This window comes from Ectobacillus panaciterrae DSM 19096 (assembly GCF_000430785.1).
GTDB lineage: Bacteria > Bacillota > Bacilli > Bacillales > Bacillaceae_G > Ectobacillus > Ectobacillus panaciterrae.
In genome coordinates this window covers 1-18,808 of the sequence record NZ_KE387255.1, presented here as the reverse complement: position 1 = coordinate 18,808, position 18,808 = coordinate 1, and the positions used below count along the sequence as shown (strand labels likewise).

General features: G+C 40.9%; 19 protein-coding genes. 15 read left to right on the top strand and 4 right to left on the bottom strand.

Translation table 11 applies throughout. The features are described 5' to 3' along the window. Nucleotides 1-660: coiled-coil domain-containing protein (locus H540_RS0128105; RefSeq protein ID WP_028403404.1), on the top strand; the 660-nt coding region annotated here is incomplete at its 5' end. A 106-nt stretch (nt 661-766) separates the two neighbouring features. Further along, nucleotides 767-1,546, top strand: coding sequence for a GT-D fold domain-containing protein (locus H540_RS0128100; protein ID WP_028403403.1), 780 nt, complete (start codon nt 767-769; stop codon nt 1,544-1,546). 245 nt (nt 1,547-1,791) lie between these two features. On the opposite strand, the gene H540_RS31125 is transcribed toward H540_RS0128100, so the two are convergent. Next, nucleotides 1,792-2,250, bottom strand: coding sequence for a M67 family metallopeptidase (locus H540_RS31125; RefSeq protein WP_281172553.1), 459 nt, complete (start codon nt 2,248-2,250; stop codon nt 1,792-1,794). 471 nt (nt 2,251-2,721) lie between these two features. On the opposite strand from H540_RS31125, the gene H540_RS0128085 reads away from it, so the two are divergent. Then, nucleotides 2,722-3,759, top strand: a complete 1,038-nt coding sequence (locus H540_RS0128085) for a hypothetical protein (RefSeq protein ID WP_211241940.1) — start codon at nt 2,722-2,724, stop codon at nt 3,757-3,759. A 377-nt stretch (nt 3,760-4,136) separates the two neighbouring features. On the opposite strand, the gene H540_RS31635 is transcribed toward H540_RS0128085, so the two are convergent. After that, nucleotides 4,137-5,252: a BMQ_0737 family morphogenetic spore coat protein gene (locus H540_RS31635; RefSeq protein WP_051317328.1), complete on the bottom strand. Its 1,116-nt coding sequence runs from the start codon at nt 5,250-5,252 to the stop codon at nt 4,137-4,139. Between the two features lie 311 nt (nt 5,253-5,563). Here H540_RS31635 and H540_RS0128075 point away from each other — a divergent pair, with 311 nt between their 5' ends. The 6 genes from H540_RS0128075 to ilvA all read left to right on the top strand — a co-directional run bounded on the left by H540_RS0128075 (nt 5,564) and on the right by ilvA (nt 11,719). Further along, the gene (locus tag H540_RS0128075) at nt 5,564-5,902 is read left to right on the top strand and encodes a DUF1360 domain-containing protein (protein ID WP_028403401.1); all 339 of its coding nucleotides are present in this window, start codon (nt 5,564-5,566) and stop codon (nt 5,900-5,902) included. A gap of 289 nt (nt 5,903-6,191) precedes the next feature. Then, complete coding sequence (locus H540_RS0128065) at nt 6,192-7,724, top strand: spore germination protein (RefSeq protein WP_051317327.1); 1,533 nt, start codon at nt 6,192-6,194, stop codon at nt 7,722-7,724. After that, nucleotides 7,705-8,799, top strand: a complete 1,095-nt coding sequence (locus tag H540_RS0128060; RefSeq protein WP_028403399.1) for a GerAB/ArcD/ProY family transporter — start codon at nt 7,705-7,707, stop codon at nt 8,797-8,799. The genes H540_RS0128065 and H540_RS0128060 overlap by 20 nt, the downstream gene beginning before the upstream one ends. Further along, nucleotides 8,796-9,224, top strand: a complete 429-nt coding sequence (locus H540_RS31630) for a Ger(x)C family spore germination protein (protein ID WP_051317326.1) — start codon at nt 8,796-8,798, stop codon at nt 9,222-9,224. The genes H540_RS0128060 and H540_RS31630 overlap by 4 nt, the downstream gene beginning before the upstream one ends. Before the next feature lie 8 nt (nt 9,225-9,232). After that, the gene (locus tag H540_RS31625) at nt 9,233-9,916 is read left to right on the top strand and encodes a Ger(x)C family spore germination C-terminal domain-containing protein (RefSeq protein ID WP_051317325.1); all 684 of its coding nucleotides are present in this window, start codon (nt 9,233-9,235) and stop codon (nt 9,914-9,916) included. A 543-nt stretch (nt 9,917-10,459) separates the two neighbouring features. Beyond that, on the top strand, nt 10,460-11,719 hold the full coding sequence (ilvA, locus tag H540_RS0128050) for a threonine ammonia-lyase IlvA (RefSeq protein WP_028403398.1): 1,260 nt from the start codon (nt 10,460-10,462) through the stop codon (nt 11,717-11,719). 51 nt (nt 11,720-11,770) lie between these two features. Here the strand turns inward: ilvA and H540_RS0128045 are convergent, their stop codons facing one another. Further along, nucleotides 11,771-13,096, bottom strand: coding sequence for an ArsB/NhaD family transporter (locus tag H540_RS0128045; protein ID WP_028403397.1), 1,326 nt, complete (start codon nt 13,094-13,096; stop codon nt 11,771-11,773). A gap of 278 nt (nt 13,097-13,374) precedes the next feature. Here H540_RS0128045 and H540_RS0128040 point away from each other — a divergent pair, with 278 nt between their 5' ends. From H540_RS0128040 to H540_RS0128010, 6 genes are all read left to right on the top strand, one after another. Next, nucleotides 13,375-13,722 carry a YojF family protein gene (locus tag H540_RS0128040; protein WP_028403396.1) on the top strand — a complete coding sequence of 116 codons (348 nt, stop codon included), beginning with the start codon at nt 13,375-13,377 and terminating at the stop codon, nt 13,720-13,722. A 13-nt stretch (nt 13,723-13,735) separates the two neighbouring features. Further along, the gene (gene bshB2 / locus H540_RS0128035) at nt 13,736-14,398 is read left to right on the top strand and encodes a bacillithiol biosynthesis deacetylase BshB2 (protein WP_028403395.1); all 663 of its coding nucleotides are present in this window, start codon (nt 13,736-13,738) and stop codon (nt 14,396-14,398) included. A gap of 173 nt (nt 14,399-14,571) precedes the next feature. Further along, nucleotides 14,572-15,519 (top strand): SH3 domain-containing protein, encoded by a 948-nt coding sequence (locus H540_RS32795; protein ID WP_034672134.1) that lies wholly within the window; start codon nt 14,572-14,574, stop codon nt 15,517-15,519. 226 nt (nt 15,520-15,745) lie between these two features. After that, nucleotides 15,746-16,822, top strand: coding sequence for a glycosyltransferase family 2 protein (locus H540_RS0128020; RefSeq protein WP_081415316.1), 1,077 nt, complete (start codon nt 15,746-15,748; stop codon nt 16,820-16,822). A 146-nt stretch (nt 16,823-16,968) separates the two neighbouring features. Further along, nucleotides 16,969-17,133, top strand: coding sequence for a hypothetical protein (locus tag H540_RS34160; RefSeq protein WP_169729590.1), 165 nt, complete (start codon nt 16,969-16,971; stop codon nt 17,131-17,133). A gap of 460 nt (nt 17,134-17,593) precedes the next feature. Then, the gene (locus H540_RS0128010) at nt 17,594-17,941 is read left to right on the top strand and encodes a hypothetical protein (RefSeq protein WP_028403393.1); all 348 of its coding nucleotides are present in this window, start codon (nt 17,594-17,596) and stop codon (nt 17,939-17,941) included. 197 nt (nt 17,942-18,138) lie between these two features. Here H540_RS0128010 and H540_RS0128000 read toward each other — a convergent pair whose 3' ends face one another. Continuing rightward, nucleotides 18,139-18,585 carry a hypothetical protein gene (locus H540_RS0128000; protein ID WP_028403391.1) on the bottom strand — a complete coding sequence of 149 codons (447 nt, stop codon included), beginning with the start codon at nt 18,583-18,585 and terminating at the stop codon, nt 18,139-18,141. Between the last annotated feature and the right edge of the window lie 223 nt (nt 18,586-18,808).

Genomic DNA, 18,808 nt, shown 5'->3' with positions numbered 1-18,808 from the left:
GAAAAGCAAAATAAATTGCATACAGAAAAAATTACGGACTATGAAAACGAACTGAAAATCCTTCAAGACAGAAATAAAAGCTTGGATAGGGAGTTAGAGAGCAACAAGGCTGAGGCAGAGAAGCAAATAACAGTACTTCAAATAAAATTAATGGACTATGAGGAAGAAAGGGAAAAGCAAAATAAATTGCATACGGAAAAAATTACGGATTATGAGAACTATCAAAAAAAATTACAAAGAGAAAATGCTGATTTGACAGGTGAAATTGAAAATTATAGAAAAAAAATAGAAAAACAAGTATCTATGGAAAAGGAACAGAAAGAATTAATCATCATCTTAACCGAAAAATTAAATGAATTTCAGGTAAATCAAAAAAACTATGAAACTTTACAAAAAAAATTAAAAGGGAAAAATGAGGAATTAAATATGGAAGAGAAACGGAGAAATGCTCTTCAACAGCAACTGCAAAGGAGCACAACACATTTAGCTTCAACGCAAAGTACTGAGAATGGAATTGATTATGAACAAATTCAAAAGTTAGTCGAGCAAATAGATGAATGCGGAAAAAATATATCTGAAAGTGTTTTTTTAATTCATCGATTAAAGCAGGAGATAGTACAATTGAATAATGAAATTTTAAAATTGGAAAGTTTCATCTGATAAATGTCGTTCGGTGAATCGCATAGACCTTGCCCGTACTTAAAAAAGAAAAAATATCATTTTATTCCGATCTAGTCATTAAACTTTAAGCAGGAACAAATCTGCAATGGAGTTGGTTATTGTGAAATATCTAAATTATAACTATGAAAATCATATGCTTGTAACCCATCAGGTATTAAAGTTAATTGATCTGGCGATATTTCAAAAAAAAGGTCTCTCGCTAGCCCGCTTTGGAATTGGAGAGATCACCTATTTAACAAGTACGGCAAGTACCGTTTTAGTTCAGCAGTTTGAACGTTATAAATCCTATGCCGGAATAACTTGTTCACCTGAGGAGATTAGAAGGCAGCTGATTCAAGCATTGAAGAACACAGATATAGCCGGTTTGATTCCAACCTCCAGGTTGGACTTCTGGGGAAAAGCTACCAAGCAAGTTCTACAGGATCTTCAGTTCATGCCTGCTAAAGTTTGTTGTGCCTGGGTTATGCACGATTTTGTACGTGAGAGGATGTTTTGGGAATGGATAAGGAATAAGAAAATAGTCCTTGTAGGACGACGCTCTGAGCATGCCAAGACATTGTTCCAAAGACATGGGGTACAAGTTGTTGATACGATAAACTTGGAAGGGTATAAAGATTTAGACAAAGCTCAAAACTATCTCGTTCAGCCTGCTGATTGGGAAATTGTCCTTATTTCTGCAGGAATTCCTGCTACCATTTTAGTACCTAGAATTGCAAAAACAACGGGTAAAGTAGCGATCGACTTTGGGCATGCACTCGATATTCTGCTTGACGGCGAAAATTTCAATCATTCTCAGCGGGTTCAAGAATGGAAACATCAGTATATGGACTTGGATGAATACAAGAGCGATGATAATCCAGAATAAAAATATAAAACTCGCAACTCCAACTTGTCTTTTTAAGCGGGTAGAGAGATGCGAGTTTTTTCGTATAATGCATTTAATTTTTAAGTGAATCAAATTCAAAACTCCCTGACGGCAAAAATCAGTCAAACGAATGTGTTAGAGCGTGTCCAAGAAGCCCTTCTCCTGTAGACCAGATTATCCCTCCTGAGTAGACAGTTGGTTAGAATCCCATACTGTTTAATCGGGAGGGAGGGGTTATTCATATCTTAATCCACAAGTTCGATATTTAATTGGATCACTTTTTTTCCATTGATTTGAAAGCATTTCACTACTGGTGTCTTACTGGAAAACGATATAATCAGATGCCCGACATTGGGATAATTACTGTAGGCAATATCTTCTGCAGATGGATATGCTTTGTCTGTCGGATGAGAATGATAAATGCCCAATAGTGATTCATCTGTTTTGGCGATTATTTCAAAAACTCGGCGGATTTGCTCAAGATCCATTGAAAAAGAAACAGGACTCTGATCTATATTTTTCATTCGCCATATGGTCTTTGCTATTCCGTTTTTTCCTGTTAATAATCCACACGCTTCATAAGGTAATTCCTTTTCGCAGTGATTGATCATCTCTTTCCAAACCTTATTTGTTAAAGAAAAAGCCTTTAAGGAAAAACTAAGATTTGGCTCTTTTCCCGCAGCAGCTTCCTTTGGGGCTCGAATTTTCTTGTTTAAGGGGATGGATAGTGGACTGATAAGGCTGTTTTTTTATTTCAAGTTTGCTGCTTTGCTTAGATTCGCTCATTTTTTTTAGTACGAGCTGCCGAAAATTTTCAAAACTCATTCTTAATCATCTCTCCTTTTTTATTGACATATAATATTTATATGAGCATAGATATTGAGTGGTAACTTTACTATGAAGAAATGGGTTACTATTCCACAGACAAATGAAATTCATTTTTTTAGACCATTTGACGAAGAAGATAAAAGGTAAGGGAGGGATAAGAAATGGATGTAATCGTTAACGTTCAAGGTCAGGAGAAGGGGAAGATCCCTTATGAATCACTGGCAGCTTTTTATTTCCTTCTTCATGAGTTCGGATATCAAGTTCGATTTGATTCAGAACATCAAAAGATTGATATAAATTCGGGATTATCGGGTAAACAAATCTTTATTTCTCAGGATGAAAATAAGATGTTCGATTTATATAGAAAAGGTAAACTAGAATGGAAAATTCTCGAACATATCCAAAAATTCCTGTCAGGATGCGGAGCAAAAGTAATCATGAAAAACGATCAGGCTGTTTCGGTAAAGGCTGATTTGCATGTTAAACTTTCCCTTCTGGAATTTCCCTCTATAAAGGAACCTATTTTAGAATTGACTCATGATTCAACCTCAATGAATCAAAATTGGCTGAACCTTTTTCGGAATGAATGCTGGAAACTTGGAACAAAATTCAACTCCAATCAGGAAGTTAACCAACTTGTTCCTTATGTGAGGGTACAGTTGAAGTATCCGGAAATCAATGATGAACTATTTTGGAACAGGTTTGGTGAAAACTGTGCCATCATCGTCGCAATGGGAATACTAGCTCGTTTACAAGGAAATTCCCCGTTATCTTTTCTGTCCAATGTTTCTTTCGAGAATTTCCCGATTTTATTCGGAGCTTCTTCCAGTAAAAAACAAATGAATGATAGTTTAAAAAAAGTAAAAAAAGACGTTTTAGATGATCAAAAGCTTACGATTGAAAAGCCAAGTAAGATAATTAGGGAAGCAGAGGTATTTTTTGATTACCGTCTTCTTATAGATAAAAGTGACAACAAGAAAATTAAGGTTTTGGGGAATCTGCATATAAAAAATATTGGGACCGAAGTATTACGAAATCCCGTTATCTGCTTACGCTCCACATCTGAGGAGAGCATAAAGATAACCGGGCAGATATTACCGCCGAATGTAGCCGAAACCTTTGGGGTTATGAGTAATGAAGGACCAAAAGGATGGAAATACATGAATGAAGATTGGTTTGAACAGACTATGAAGGGAGAAACCTGGATATGTCCTATTCAGCAGATGAATATTTATCCTCAGCAAATAGAATCATTATCTAACCTGCAAATAAACATATTCAATCTTGAGGAACAGGAAAGCATTCTGGTCGAGGCATTTGTGTTCTTTAAGGAGCAAGGACTAGAATTTGCTGCTAATAACCGAGTATCCATTTCATTATTATAGATTGGTTAAAATCTTATATTATAGAAAAATGATATAAAATGATTTTTGGTTAAATTGGATTACTTTAGTAGCCTCGCTGTTTTACCTGTATTATGGTATTTATGAAATCACTTGCACTTATTCGACCACCTTTTTTGTCTAACACCTGCACTGGATATCTTATCACTTTATTTCAATCTTCCCTTATCCTTTCCCTTGATTATGGTTTCGGCGGCGATGGGAGCGGAGGTGTTATCGAATCAAAATATCATTCTAGCATATTAAGGAACAGCTTCTCCAACTTTCTATGCACGATTAGGCATTTATGTTAAATATAAAAAACCGGGAAAAGTTTTTCTCCCGGTTATTTTAATACATATAGTAGTTAAATTTTTTCACTAGAAACGTTCGCATGCTGTGACGTTGATCACGTCGCTAGGTACTAAGACATCGCTTATTATAACAAACGTATCGACACCACTAATTTCTCTAATGATTAAAGTTACTGTGTCTGCTGTAGTGTTTAAGATTAGCGTAAAGGAGGCATTTTCTTCTGCCTGGCCAGCCAATTTGAATGTACCAACGCCAGTTACCGTAAGTGTCTCAGGTGTAGTTCCACAGGTTGGCTGGTTAAATTGAGTGGCTACAAAGGTAAAGCTTTGATCAACTGCAGGTGCACCACCTGGAGTTTCTCGGAAATTCACTGCTAACCGACTTTCTGCAAGAGTGCATTGATCGCAAATTGTGGCCGCGAAAGTAATAAAGTTTCCTGTTGCAGGAGCTAAACCTGCGCCATCAGTTACTAAAATAGTTTGTGTACCTGGTACACTAGTTATGCTTCCCTGACATAAGCAGTTATCAGCTGGGAAGAATGTTGGACATTGTTCTGGGAAAGTAGGGAATGGCGGGCATTCAGGGACTACATCCTCAATTGGGATCGCTTGACGAGGACCGCAGAATTTTGCCTCCACTTCTAGTACAACATCTCTTGTTACTCTAACCTCATTACATATCACAACATCAAGTAAAACAAAATCCCCCAAGAATTGATTGAAGACTACACTACAGTTGCTTAAACCGAGAACATTACAGTGGATGAAATCAAGTGGATCCTCTCCTGGAGCTAACGGTACACAAAGTATTACTTCCTCAATAAAGGTAATAGGTACAGGGAAAGCACAAATTGTTGTTCCTAAAGGACCGCTAAAAGTTACCGTTACGGTTGCTGTGATACCAAGAGTTACGATTGTAGCATTGGGTACCCCTGGAATCTCTGCAGACGTTGTGCCCAACACGTCACAGAGTGTTCCAGTTACTGAACATGTCGCAGATACATTAGTACCTAAATGAATGGCACTAAGTATGTCTGTAAGACAGAGATCTGGAATCACAACTTTATTACGATCCCGACTTGTCAGGACAACCCAGTCATAAACTTTTGTAACTTCAATACATTCCGGCCCAATTAGGTTGGGAGTCTGTTTACCCCGAATGGGCTTAATATTTTTTTTCATGAGACACCTTTCCTTTCAATATTTCCCTAATTTAATTTCCTTATATTGTATGGGTACTGTTGCTGAGTGGTACGTCTTATTTTAAAAATGGGCTTAAACATAATGATAGAAATAATGAAAAGTGTAATAACTTTTAGTATCCGAAAAAAGGAATTGAGACACTTTTAATATAAAAAATCTGAAAACAGCAGTTTGTGTTGAGTTAGCTCTTAATTATATGTTCAAAAATTTTACAAGTTTAAGTAAGTTCCAGCTATATGGGAATATCATACAATATGTTAAATCAATTGGAGTGAAAGGTGTGAGTACGTATGTTTCATGTTGAATGGATAGATTTTGTGATCATTATTTTAGCTTCCTTCCGTTTGACCCGTTTGATTGTATTTGATGAAATTACTGCTTTTATTCGTAAACCTTTTTTGTCAGTGACTGTTAAAGAGGGCTTATCTGGCCAAATGGAGCAGGTTATCGAAATTAAAGGAAAAGGTTTACGTTATTTTATCGGTTCGCTCTTAAGCTGTTACTGGTGTGTCGGATTTTGGTGTTCCCTAGGAGTCGTAATTGTTTACTTCTGTTTTCCTTTTACTTTTCCATTTTTCCTTGTTTGTGCCGTGGCAGGGGCAGCTGCTGTTATTGAATCGAAAATATAATAATGTGTGGATGAATTTAATGGGGAGGAGGATGATAAACTTCAAATGCAAATTCAAAATAAAAGGAAGAACTGCGTTTTATTGTACAATCACTTGCAATATTTGAAAGTTCAAGAATTTCAAAGGTATACAGAAGAACTCAAATGAAAGGCTGTTCAGATACATGTTTGATTATTAACTTTCGTCAGCTTGATAGACATGTAACGGTACCTCATTAAATGATGTGCATGATTTCCCTTTCCTTTGATGATACTAATTATGCAAATAAAAAGAAAAGGGCGGAGAAAGCGTGTTTCAAAGATTATCTCAACACAAAAAAGGAGGAGACAGCCATTCCAAACAGGAGATTCGTAGAGCTCGGCCAGTTTCCGCCTCCCTAGAGGAGAATGTTTCTTACATAGAACAGGCTCTGTTTCCTTCAGATGATGTCCAAAAGCGGCCTCTCTCCTTTTGTGGGGAGAAAGGAACACTTATATATATCGAGTCGCTGACAGATAAAAAGGTGATTGAAAAGAATATCATCGAACCGTTATCCCGAAACCAGGGGGAAGAACTGGATCAGTTATTTCTTTCCGTGGATTCGAAAAAAGAGACCGACTTAGAACAGGGCATCGCCGCGCTGATCGCGGGAAAAAGCCTCTATCTCTTGGATGGCCAAAAGGATTTCTTCGTCTTCGGAACAATGGTCTCCTTTGTACGGAATTTATCTGAACCTGACAACGAAGGAGTGATCCGCGGACCGCACAATGGGTTTATAGAGGATTTAACTCACAACATGTACTCCATTCGAAAGCTCATCGAAAGCCCCAACTTGAGAGTTCGATACTTCAATATCGGAAAAATAACGCAGACCAAAGTTGCCATGGTTTATATCCAAGATATAGCCAATCCGAACCTTGTGCAGGAAGTGGAGAAACGGCTTCAAGACATCTCTATCGATACTATTATGTCTCCCGGTTTTATCCAGGAGTTTACGGAGGACAATCCCTATTCTCCTTTCCCTCAGCATTTGAATACGGAACGGCCGGACCGGACTGTGTCTAATCTAGCAGAAGGCCGGGTGGCAATCTTGGCTGATGGGGATCCGACAGCCTTGATCTTTCCAGTAACCCTTTTCGCATTCTATCAAACACCGGATGACTATCATAGCCGCTGGATCGTAGGTTCCTTTGTCCGGCTGATTCGGTTATTAAGCTTTTTGATTGCTTTTCAATTGCCGGCTTTTTATATCGCCACTGTATCCTTCCATCCGGAGATTCTGCCGGTAGAACTGATTTTCACCATTAAAGGCACCTTGTCACAGGTTCCCTTTCCTCCGATAATCGAAGCGGCACTGATGGAAGTCATCTTCGAACTGCTCCGGGAAGCAGGGATTCGACTTCCCAGCCGAGTAGGCCAGACCATTGGTATTGTCGGTGGTTTGGTGATCGGTGATGCGATCGTACGGGCGGGATTGGTTTCCTATCCAATGACCATTGTGGTAGCCCTAACAGCGATTGCCTCTTTTCTCGTTCCATCTAACGAGATGAGTACAGCGGTTCGTATACTCCGGTTTCCCTTGATGTTGGCTGCCTCTATTTTTGGTTATCTCGGAATATCCTTCGGGTTGATGATTATTTCCATACACCTGACCAAATTGGAATCTTTCGGTACACCTTATCTGGCTCCTTTGGCGCCGCTGCGATTTAAGGATATGAAGGATACCTTCATCCGCTTCCCGATTTGGAGGATGAACCAACGCCCTCATGATCCGCATCCACAGCGAATGACACAAGAAACTGTTTCGAGGAGTTGGAAGAACAGTGATCAGCCAAAAGAATAAAATTACCCAAGGGCAGTTCGCTTTGTTCATAATCCAAAGTCAAATAGGAATTTCCATCTTGCCCCTTCCCTTTCGGCTTCATCCCATAGCCAAAGGAGGGGGATGGATTTCCGTATTGATTGCAGGAGCAGCTGTTCAAATCATTCTAGTTGTGATTTGGGCTTTAATGAAGCGTTTCCCTTCGTCAACAGTGTATGAAATCAGTTCTCAACTTATGGGCCGTTTTCTAGGAAAAGTAATCGCCTTGGCTTATATCGTCTATTTTTTGGTCCTCGGAGGAACAGCCATGCTAACATTCAGCAACATTATTAGTCAGTGGATGCTGCCGCAAACTCCCAAGTGGGCTGTTCTCGCTTTAGAGGTGATAATTGGTTTTTACTTGTCCCGGGAGAGTTTAAGAACAATTGCCCGGTATTTCGTTTTAGTCTGCTTTCTCATTCCATTGCTGATCTTGCTGGTAGCTTATGGGTATACAAATGTGGATTTTACGTTCATTCATCCTCTCCAAGAAGCTGGCTGGTGGAATATTTTAAAAGGGGCCAAAGAAACAGTGACGGCGTTTTATGGCTTTGAAATACTGTTGATTATTTACCCTTTTGTTGAGGGACAAAGCGGTGGTAAATTGAAGGCGCTTTTTTTTGCTAATGGGTTTGTTACCCTTTTTTACACCTTCACGGTATTTACCTGCTTAATCACATTTAACCCAGAGCAATTTGAGATGATTCCTGAACCTGTCTTGTATTTAATCAAATCTTATCGATTTCACATAGTGAATCGTCCTGATTTAATCTTCTTGTCGATTTGGCTGCCTATCATCACTACCTCTGTTAGCATATACTATTATGCTGCTGCTAAAGGGATTCAGTATCTTTTCCGCAGCGATAATCATAAAAAAGCGGTTCCTTACGCCGCTCTGATATGTTTTGCTGTCGCCCTTATCCCTCAAACCCCCAGTGATGTTGAATTGTTAGGCAAAGTGGTGGATAAGGCCGCATACGGTTTCGTGGGAGGGGGACCTTTATTGTTGTTGTTGCTCTCGTACATACTGAAAAAGAAGGAGCGTGAACTGTCGTGAAAAGAAAGATCACTAGCTTGACAATCGCATCCCTTCTTCTGTTTCTTACGGGGTGCTGGGATCAGGATCCTCTGAAAGAGGCTCGACTGATCTACGCCACAGCTATGGATCGAGCTCCCAATGGAAAGATGATACAAACTGTGGTAATCCGGGAAGTGCTGCCAGGGGAGCAACAAAAAGTTAATAACGAAATATATTCCGCGACCGGGAATTCACCAAGGGACACGACAAATGCCTCGAGAAACAAAATTGCAGGTCATCTCCGACATTACGAGGAACAGGTGTATCTGTTAGGGAAATCTATAGCGAAAACCGACATCTATCCTTTATTGGATGTGATTTACCGGGATCCGAAGAATCCGATCTACTCCAAATTAACTGTGGTGGATGGGAAGGGGGGAGACCTTCTCAAAAAAAAAAAGTAGGGAATCTCTTGATTGGTGAATACCTGTCCCTTCTGATAGAAAGTGCACAGGAGTCCAGTATTGTTCCACCGCCAGCAACAATCCAGTCGATTTTCTCGAACTTGCTGGATCCGGGGAAAGATTTTATCCTGCCTCTTCTCAAGGAAAAAGGAAAAGAAGCCGTCGTAGAGGGGACGGCGATGTTCCACAATCGTCGTTTTACCGGGACACTAAATGTCGACCAATCTATATTGTTCACGTTGCTGTCCGGTCAGAATGGAAAGGCGGCACGATTTTCACGAAAGGTAAACCGCGGCAGTCCCAACAATTCAGCCAACTATATTGTTATTGAAGTTAAGAAAAATCAGGTGAAACGCAAATTCAAAGTGACGGTCCGTCCTGACGGGAGAATCGACGTAAATATCGATGTAAAATTATTGGCGGCGGCGATGGAATACCCCCAGAATCAACTAAGCAGCGAAAAAGAAGTGAAGCGGCTCAGCAAAACGCTTTCTAAGATGCTGACCCAAGAGTCGCAGGAAGTGACTCGGAAAATGCAAAAAGCTCGCTGTGATGCCTTCGGCGTTGGTCGGCAGCTAATCGCCTTCCATCCCGAGGTGTGGAAGAAAAAGAAATGGTCGCAAGATTATCCCAAAGTGCACTTCAACTCTAAAATTAAAGTGGAGATTATTGGGAGTGGTATCTTAAAGTAGGACCGAAAGGGAAGATGACAAAGCGCTCAAGTTTCATGAGATTACATTTGTGAATATGAGAGAATGATTTTCAGGTTTTACATATAATTCAACTTTACTCTTCCCCCTGTCAAATAGACAGCTATAAAAAAGCCAGCCAGTGTATTTCGGTATTCTACCGGAGTGCACTGGCTATTTAAAGGAGATATTATCAGTATTTATCAAGTGAATAAAAAAACCGTCTTTTTATAGTGGGGAGAGGTCATCTGGCGACGTGCAGAAGCGGTCAAACCTTTGTAGTGGTTCATGCAAGGGTAAACCAAAGAGAAGAAGCATACCATACTCCCTTTTGCTTGCACATCGCACATGGACATGTCGAAATTATAATTTACTCATGTTTGTCAAAACTATGCATGTCCGCAGCCGACATAGATAAAGTGATTTCTAACTTATAAACAGCATATTCTGTGCTGTTTTTTTATTTTATGAAAAAATGAATATCATTTATTTTCTGAATAATATATAATATTCAACATAAATTCATAGACGAGGCGGGTAGGGACGATGAGAGATGTAAAAGAAGCGGTCAAAATCGAGGATATTCTTGTTGCGCATCATATGCTGAAGGATGTGGTGCATCATACGCCGCTGCAGAGAGATTCGATTTTGTCTGAGAAGTACGACTGTAATGTGTATTTAAAACGCGAGGATTTACAGGTGGTACGCTCGTTTAAGATTCGCGGGGCTTACAATTGCATCAGTCATTTAACTTCAGATCAAATGCAAAAGGGCGTTGTGTGTGCGAGCGCGGGCAATCATGCGCAGGGCGTAGCATATACATGCCGAAAGCTTAACATTTCAGCCAAAATCTTTATGCCGAACACGACGCCGAGCCAAAAGGTCTCACAAGTTCGTTTCTTTGGCGGAGATGTGGTGGAGGTCATTTTAAAGGGAGACACGTTTGACAGCTCGTATAGCGAAGCAGTCGCATACTGCGAAGAGCATGGATTGACGTTTATTCATCCGTTCGATAATCAGTATGTTATCGCAGGGCAGGGAACCATCGGCGTGGAAATCTTCCATGATATCGATCGGCCTGTTGACTATGTGTTTGCAGGAATCGGCGGCGGCGGTTTGGTTGCAGGGGTAGGTACATATGTAAAGGGAATCAGTCCTGGCACAAAGATGATTGGGGTGGAACCGGCGGGAGCTGCCTCCATGAAGGAAGCCATCGGACAAGAACAGGTGGTAACGTTACCACATATCAGCTCGTTCGTTGACGGGGCGGCTGTGAAGCGGGTCGGAAATATGACATATGATATTTGTAAATATTTAATCGATGATATTGTTGTTGTGCCGGAAGGAAAAGTGTGCACGACGATTTTGGAGCTGTATGATAAAAATGCGATTGTGGCGGAGCCAGCCGGTGCCTTGTCGATTGCGGCGCTCGAGTTTTACCGAGAGCAAATCCGCGGCAAAACAGTCGTGTGTGTAATCAGCGGCGGCAATAACGATATTGATCGGATGCAGGAGATCAAAGAGCGCTCGTTGATGCATGAGGGATTAAAGTATTATTTTATTATCAACTTTCCGCAGCGCCCGCGTGCATTGCGTGAGTTTTTGGATAATGTTCTCGGGCCGACGGATGATATTACGAGGTTTGAGTATACGAAGAAAAACAATAAGGATAATGGGCCTGCGTTAGTGGGAATTGAACTGCAGTGCCAGGCGGACTATGAACCGCTCGTGCGCCGTATGGAGGAGCAAGGGGTTCAATATATGGAAATTAATCAAAACCCTGCGCTTTTCAACTTGCTAATCTGACAAATTTTTACGGAGTAAAAGAGATTGCAGCACGGGCTGCAATCTCTTTTCTTACATTAAATAGCGTAAGTAAATATATGCGTGGGAGATTAATAAAGCGACAATTGTAAGCGGAAGTCCGATTTTTAAGAACTCCATGTAGCTGAAGCCGTAGCCTTCACGCTTGGCAATGCCGGCTACGACGACGTTTGCCGATGCACCGATGAGCGTACCGTTGCCGCCAAGACAGGCGCCGAGGGAAAGCGCCCACCATAATACCTCCACTTGCGGCGCGTCCGGCGATAATCCGAGTCCGACCGCCAAGTCTTTAATGAGCGGGATCATCGTAGCGACAAATGGAATATTATCGATTGTAGCGGAGGCTCCGCCTGATACCCAAAGGATGAGGATAGAGGCAAAACCTATATCTCCCCCTGTGATGTCCAGTACCTTTTGCGCCAGAGTCTTGATTAATCCAATATCAACAAGAGCTCCGACGAGTATGAAAAGACCTGCGAAGAAGAAAATCGTTACCCATTCAATATGAGCGAATACTTCTTCCAGCTCATGTTGCTTTACTGCAATAAGCATCAGAAGCGTTGCGCCTGTAATGGCAATCACTGCGGCATCCACATGAATCACGGAGTGCAGGATAAAGCCGATAATTGTAGCGCCGAGTACAGTCAGAGCTTTGATTAGCAGTAAATGGTCGCGTATGTATTCTTTTTCATTCAGTGACATAAGCTTGTCTACCAGTTCAGGTGTTGTAACAAGCTTTTTTCGATAGATGAAATATAAAATGCCAATCGTTACAATCGCGATAATAATCACCACTGGTGCCAAGTTCAATAAGAATGAGTTAAAATCCAAATGCTTGTTCGCCGATCCAATCATAATATTCGGCGGATCTCCGATGAGTGTTGCCGTTCCGCCGATGTTGGAAAAGAGCACTTCAGAGATTAAGTATGGAACCGGATTTACGCGAAGGGTGCGCGTAACAGAAAACGTTACTGGTACGACCAGCAATACTGTTGTTACGTTATCAAGAAAAGCAGACCCGACTGCGGTCAAGAGGGAGAGCAGCACCAAGATTCGGATTGGTTTTCCTTTCGCGGCTTTCGCAGCTTTAATCGCCACGTATTCAAATACACCGGATTTACTTGTTATATTTACAAGAATCATCATCCCAATCAAGAGTATAATGGTTTCCCATTGAATATGAGTCGTAAAAGCAGTATGCGTGTCCACGATGCCGAGTATGACCATAACAGCTCCGCCAAGGAGAGCGATAACAGCACGATTGATTTTCTCAGAAATGATAAAGCTGTATGTAATTAAAAATATGCCAATGGCAGTGTAATACTGCCAATTTGTGACTTCATGCGCAGCATGCTCCAACGTATTCACCTTCCTTTGTTCTAGGAGTGGCATGTAGTATTTTGTCGAATTACCCCTCGGTGTTCTATATTGTAGCAAAATGAAAAGAAGAAAGAAATGAAAAGTATTCGAAGATCAACTAAAGAGTAAAAAGAATTAATAATTTCATGTACCATAATAAAAGTGCATAAAAATTGCGTAAAAGAAAAAAGTATGTAAAGCTATTACAATAGAAGAAAGTATAGTGACGGTTACAGGTTTTTGGTACACCGTCTATAAAGATAAAGGAGGGGGTCAACGTGGAGCGTATTCACGACAAAGCTGTTGTGCAAAAAGAACTGGAAGCCTTCGTAAACGAAGACGTATATCTTCATTTAGAAACGACGAACGGGGCATACGCTTCTCATTTCAACGAGAAGATGATGACAGTGGGCGCTTTTATCCGCAATGCGCGCATTCAATTTGAACGAGGTACGATTGCAGGAACTGATCCGTATCGAATCGGTTTGAAAATGAACGGCGGCTGGGTATATGCAGAAGGAGTCACCCACTTTGAAAAAGATGAAAAGGGACGCTTGCTTCTTGCTGGTCACAATGATAAGGGTCAGCTGGCGGTTGCGTTTCAATTAAGTAAAACACCGTTCTAAGGAGGAAAACAGAATGGAACGTCATGTACTCGTTGTATTTCCTCATCCTGACGATGAGTCGTTTGCGGCAGGAGGTACAATTTCACTTTATACACAAGCCGGTATTCCGGTGACATACGCATGCGGAACACTCGGACAAATGGGACGCAACATGGGCAAGCAAGTGTTTGCTAACCGAGAAACGATGCCCGAGATTCGCAAGAAAGAACTGCAAGATGCTTGCCGCGTGATGGGAATTCAGGATCTTCGGCTTCTTGGATTCCATGATAAAATGCTTGAGTTTGAAGATGTTGATTTTGTGGCAGATCGTATTGAAGAGGTAATCCGTGATGTGAACCCTTCTCTTGTTATTACTTTCTATCCTGAGCATGGCGTGCATCCGGATCATAATGCTTTTGGACGTGCAGCGGTACGCGCCGTATCACGTATGCCTGAAGAAGAACGTCCGGTGATTTATGCGGTTGCTATTACGAAAAATCGAACAGAAGTGCTTGGCGAACCGGATGTAGTCATTGATATTGGCGACGTGTTTGAAACGAAGCTTGCCGCTCTTGCTGCTCATCGCTCTCAAACAGAAGCGATGATGGAAGAGACGAAGGTAAAGGTGCAGAACAAAGATGCCCAAACGCTGCAATGGCTGCAGTTTGAAAAATTCTATACGTATAAGTGGAACTAAAAGCCGGAATATCCGGCTTTTTTGATTTTCACAAAAACGGACAAAATTCGATAAATTATTACAAGTGTGTAAAAAGAAAGTAACAATCTATAAAACCTTCTGTTCATATACGACAGCTATGATACAATTACTTTAGAAACCTAGTAAAACATATGCGATAGGAGGAAGGTACCGTGAAAAAAACTTTAGTCGTATCTTTGGCCACAGCTGCTTTATTAACATTTGGACAAACAGATGGCGCAATGAAAGCGCATGCCCAAACACCAGTCGTACAAGCCGGGCAGACTGCAAAAGTAACAGCAACTTCATTAAACGTGCGCAGCATGCCGTCTGTAAATGGTTCTATCTTAGGAAAATTGCCGCAAAATGCAACAATTACAATAACGCAAGTAACAAACGGATGGGCGCAAGTATCTTATAATGGCAAAACAGCTTATGTAAACGCACAGTATTTGCAGCCATCAGCTCAAACAGCAGCTTCAAAAGGAGTTGTAACAGCATCAGCATTAAACGTGCGCAATATGCCGTCTTCAAGCGGAGCTGTAATCGGTACGCTTTCAAAAGGTACAACTGTAACAATCGCGAAAAAATTCTCTAATGGCTGGTTGGAGATTTCTTACAAAGGCAAGTCGGCCTATGTATATGGCGGCTACATAGCTCCAGCAGGAAGCACACCGACAACAACATCGCCGACAACACCAACGCAGCCGACAAATCCGCCTGCGGCAACGACAACAGGCCAGCTTAGCGCTTATGAGCTGAAAGTTGTCGAGCTAACGAATGCAGAACGTACAAAAGCAGGATTACCTACACTGCAAATCGACATGAACTTAAGCAAAGTAGCTCGCATGAAGTCTGAAGACATGTTGAAAAACAACTACTTCAGCCATACGAGCCCGACATATGGATCTCCGTTCGATATGATGCGCTCTAACGGTATCACTTACCGCTCTGCCGGTGAAAATATCGCGATGGGACAACGTACGCCTGAAGAAGTAGTAAATGCATGGATGAATAGCCCGGGTCACCGTGCAAACATTTTAAACAACTCTTTCACTCATATCGGAGTGGGCTACATAGCAGATAAAAACATCTGGACGCAGCAATTTATTGGGAATTAGTAAAAAATCCTCTGGTTTCATTGAAACCAGAGGATTTTTTATCGTGCTTGTCTAGAATCTATTTTATAAGATATACCGATATGCACAAATCATAACTTTCTTCGTCATTTAAAAATCCTCCTTATAAATACGTAAAAATCAGACTACACTGAAAAGGAAATGTATACCAACTGTTTTGCCGGAAATATGTACAATTATACTTCTATAACGAAAGGGGAGGATTTGGATGATTATATGGATGACATTATCAATCCTCATCGGCATTGCCTTGTTTTCTTATATTCCGGACTGTATAAGAGGAAGAAGCCTTGTGGAACTGAAAAAAATAACGGTCATTATTCCCGCGCGAAATGAAGAGCGCAATATCGGGCGGTTATTAGAATCGCTGCAGGAACAAATCTATCCACATATTGAAGTGTTGGTCATGGATGATCACTCCACAGACCGTACGGTAGACATCGCAAAAAGCTTTGATGTAAAGGTTATTTCGCTGCCCTCGCTTCCCGACGGGTGGCTGGGCAAATCATGGGGCTGCTGGAACGGGGCGAAGGCTGCAACAGGGGAGCTTTTGCTGTTTTTGGACGCAGATACCGTATTGGAACGGGACGGTGTACAGCATCTTATGGCAATATACTATGAACGTAAAACAACGATTTTGTCCGTCCATCCGTACCATGAAATGATTCGGCCGTATGAGTATTTGTCTTCCTTTTTTCATATGCTGGTGTGCAGCTCGTTAAGTGCATTTCATTTTTTGCAAGAATATAAAGAACCGTCGGGTGCATTCGGACAATGCATGCTGTGCAAGAAAAGGGACTACTTCAAGTTCGGCGGTCATGCAGTGCAAAGAGGAGCCCTTCTTGAAAATATGGCAATTGGGCAATATGTGCTGCAGGCGGGAGGCTCCGTCGCATGCATAAGCGGTAAGGGAGCTGTTTCCATGCGGATGTATCCAGACGGCATGCAAAGCTTTGTGGAAGGCTGGAGCAAAAACTTCGCAAAAGGCGCAAGTATCACGAATCGCTGGATGCTCTTGTTCATCGCGCTTTGGATCAACGGTATTATCACATCTTGTGTGCATCTTCTGCAGCCGTCTGCCGCCGTGCTGTTCTTTTATTTATTATTTGTTGTGCAAATCTATTGGGTGCTGCAGCGCATCGGCAATTTTGGAATCGGTTCGGCACTGTTGTATCCCGTCCATGTATTTATATTTCTCAGCGTCTTTTTCCTCTTCTTTGTGAAGACCTTTCTGCGCCGGAACGTATCATGGAAAGGGCGCGCCATTCAAATGAAGAAGGAGTGAGATTTGTGGCGCTTTCTTCTTTCCTTACGTTAATCTCTTGAAGCGTAGAACTTAAACAACTCCGGATAAAAATTGTATATACGCAAATATTAGTATAGGAATGCATAATTCCTACTAAACGTTTTTAAAGTAAGGAGGGAATCAAGATGGCAAATCAAAGCAGACAAGGAAAAGTGAATAAAGATCAAAGCAGTCAGCAATACGGTAAACAAACAGCTAATAATGATGTCGAATTTGGTTCAGAGTATACAATGGGCAATACGCAAAGCCAAAGTCAGAAGAAGAGCGGAAAACAAATGAATAAGCAATAAGAAAACTGTTCCACTTTTGTGGAACAGTTTTCTTATTTGGCAGCCTATAAAATTACTGTATAGAAAGGCTGTTTTCTAAACGATTGTGCTTATGGTTAAAAATCAGCAATTACGAAAATAGTCAATAATAAAGAGACATAGGACTGAAGAAATAAAGATAAGGCAATATATCCTTGGCTTTATTTCGTGTCGTAATGTTTGTTGTGAAGCGAGCACAAAAATGAATATATAATAAGGGAGTAAAATTGTAATACAAAAAAGCTAGGGATATTTTATCATAAATTAGGCGAGAATACCCCCACTTCAAGTGTGTGAATGGTGTGTAACGGTAAGTGGGGGAGGTTCATTGTCTAGCTTTTTTCTTTGTGGTTCATAGAACGATAACCTTTAACATAGCCTTTATCAAAAACGACTTGCTCTCCTATCTTGCGGGCATATAATGCGGTAAGGAGGGATAAGTATGAAGCGCATACTGATATTTTGTATCCTGTTAGCAGCAGGATGCCAGAACGAAACACAACCAGATGTAAAGAGGACAACGGGAAATGGAGAACAAACTCAGTGTATTCAAGCGCTGTGTAAATCAGCAGAGACGCAAAAGGTTTCAACGAAAAGGTATTTCGTACGGATTGCTTCGAAAGCTGATCAGACTGCATTGAAAACGCGCATGGAGGAAACGGGTGCAGAGGTCAACCAAGCAGGTCCTTGGCTCTGGCATATCATCGCAACACCGTCAACAGCTGAAGAAATCTCACATATGCCAGGCGTGCAATATATCGAAGAAGACCGATTGGTTCAGGCGCAATAGGAAAAGAATGCGAGCAAACGTAGACATCAGAATCCAAGAATGGAATGGAGCAGCTCGTCAGGGGTTGCTTTTTTTCGACGCTGTTTACCACTTAGTGTTGATTTTTTCACAAGAAATAAATCACCTTAACCAATTTAAGGCGGTTTTATTAAGTAATACTATTGATAATATTAATACCATCATATTTTAATGAGTTACTACCTTTCCATCTGGTTTACAACTTCCCATCCGTCAGAGCCTTTCTTTATATGTAGGGCAACATTCTTTCCTCCTGATTCTTTGTAGAAAATATATCCGGTATCTATTTTAATAAAAGCTGATGACTCTCCTTCACATTTGTTAGAACATGCACTGTCTATTAAACCAATTAGTGATAGTACACTCGGATCATCTTTGCTTAAATCAATCAATTCATCAATTTTCGTTTCATGAAAACCCCGTAATTTCAAATCGAAGCTATTTTCTAAATTCTCGATAACGTTGGTATTCATTACTTCCACGGATCTCTTCTTTTCTAAAAGAAAACCGTTTCCATAAAGAAATTTCATATATCCAAATCTTGCAGTCAGGATTAGCATGAGCAATAAACCAACAACTGAAATTTGTCTTAGCCGTCTGCTCACTATTGTTTCTGAACGTTTCACAGCATATATTCCCCCTCGGAACTTGTATTATTTTAGGATATGCTTGTCTTAATAGGTTTAGAAGGATAGGGGGGAATAGGAGGTGTGAACAGCTCTTTATAAACCGTCTAAAACTGTATCATATCGTATCAAAATAACATGATTTTGGTAGTCATTCATAAAAAAAGGAGGTGAATCCTGGTTGTAAATCGTATCTTTACACATTTTTTACCAAATCGAAAAG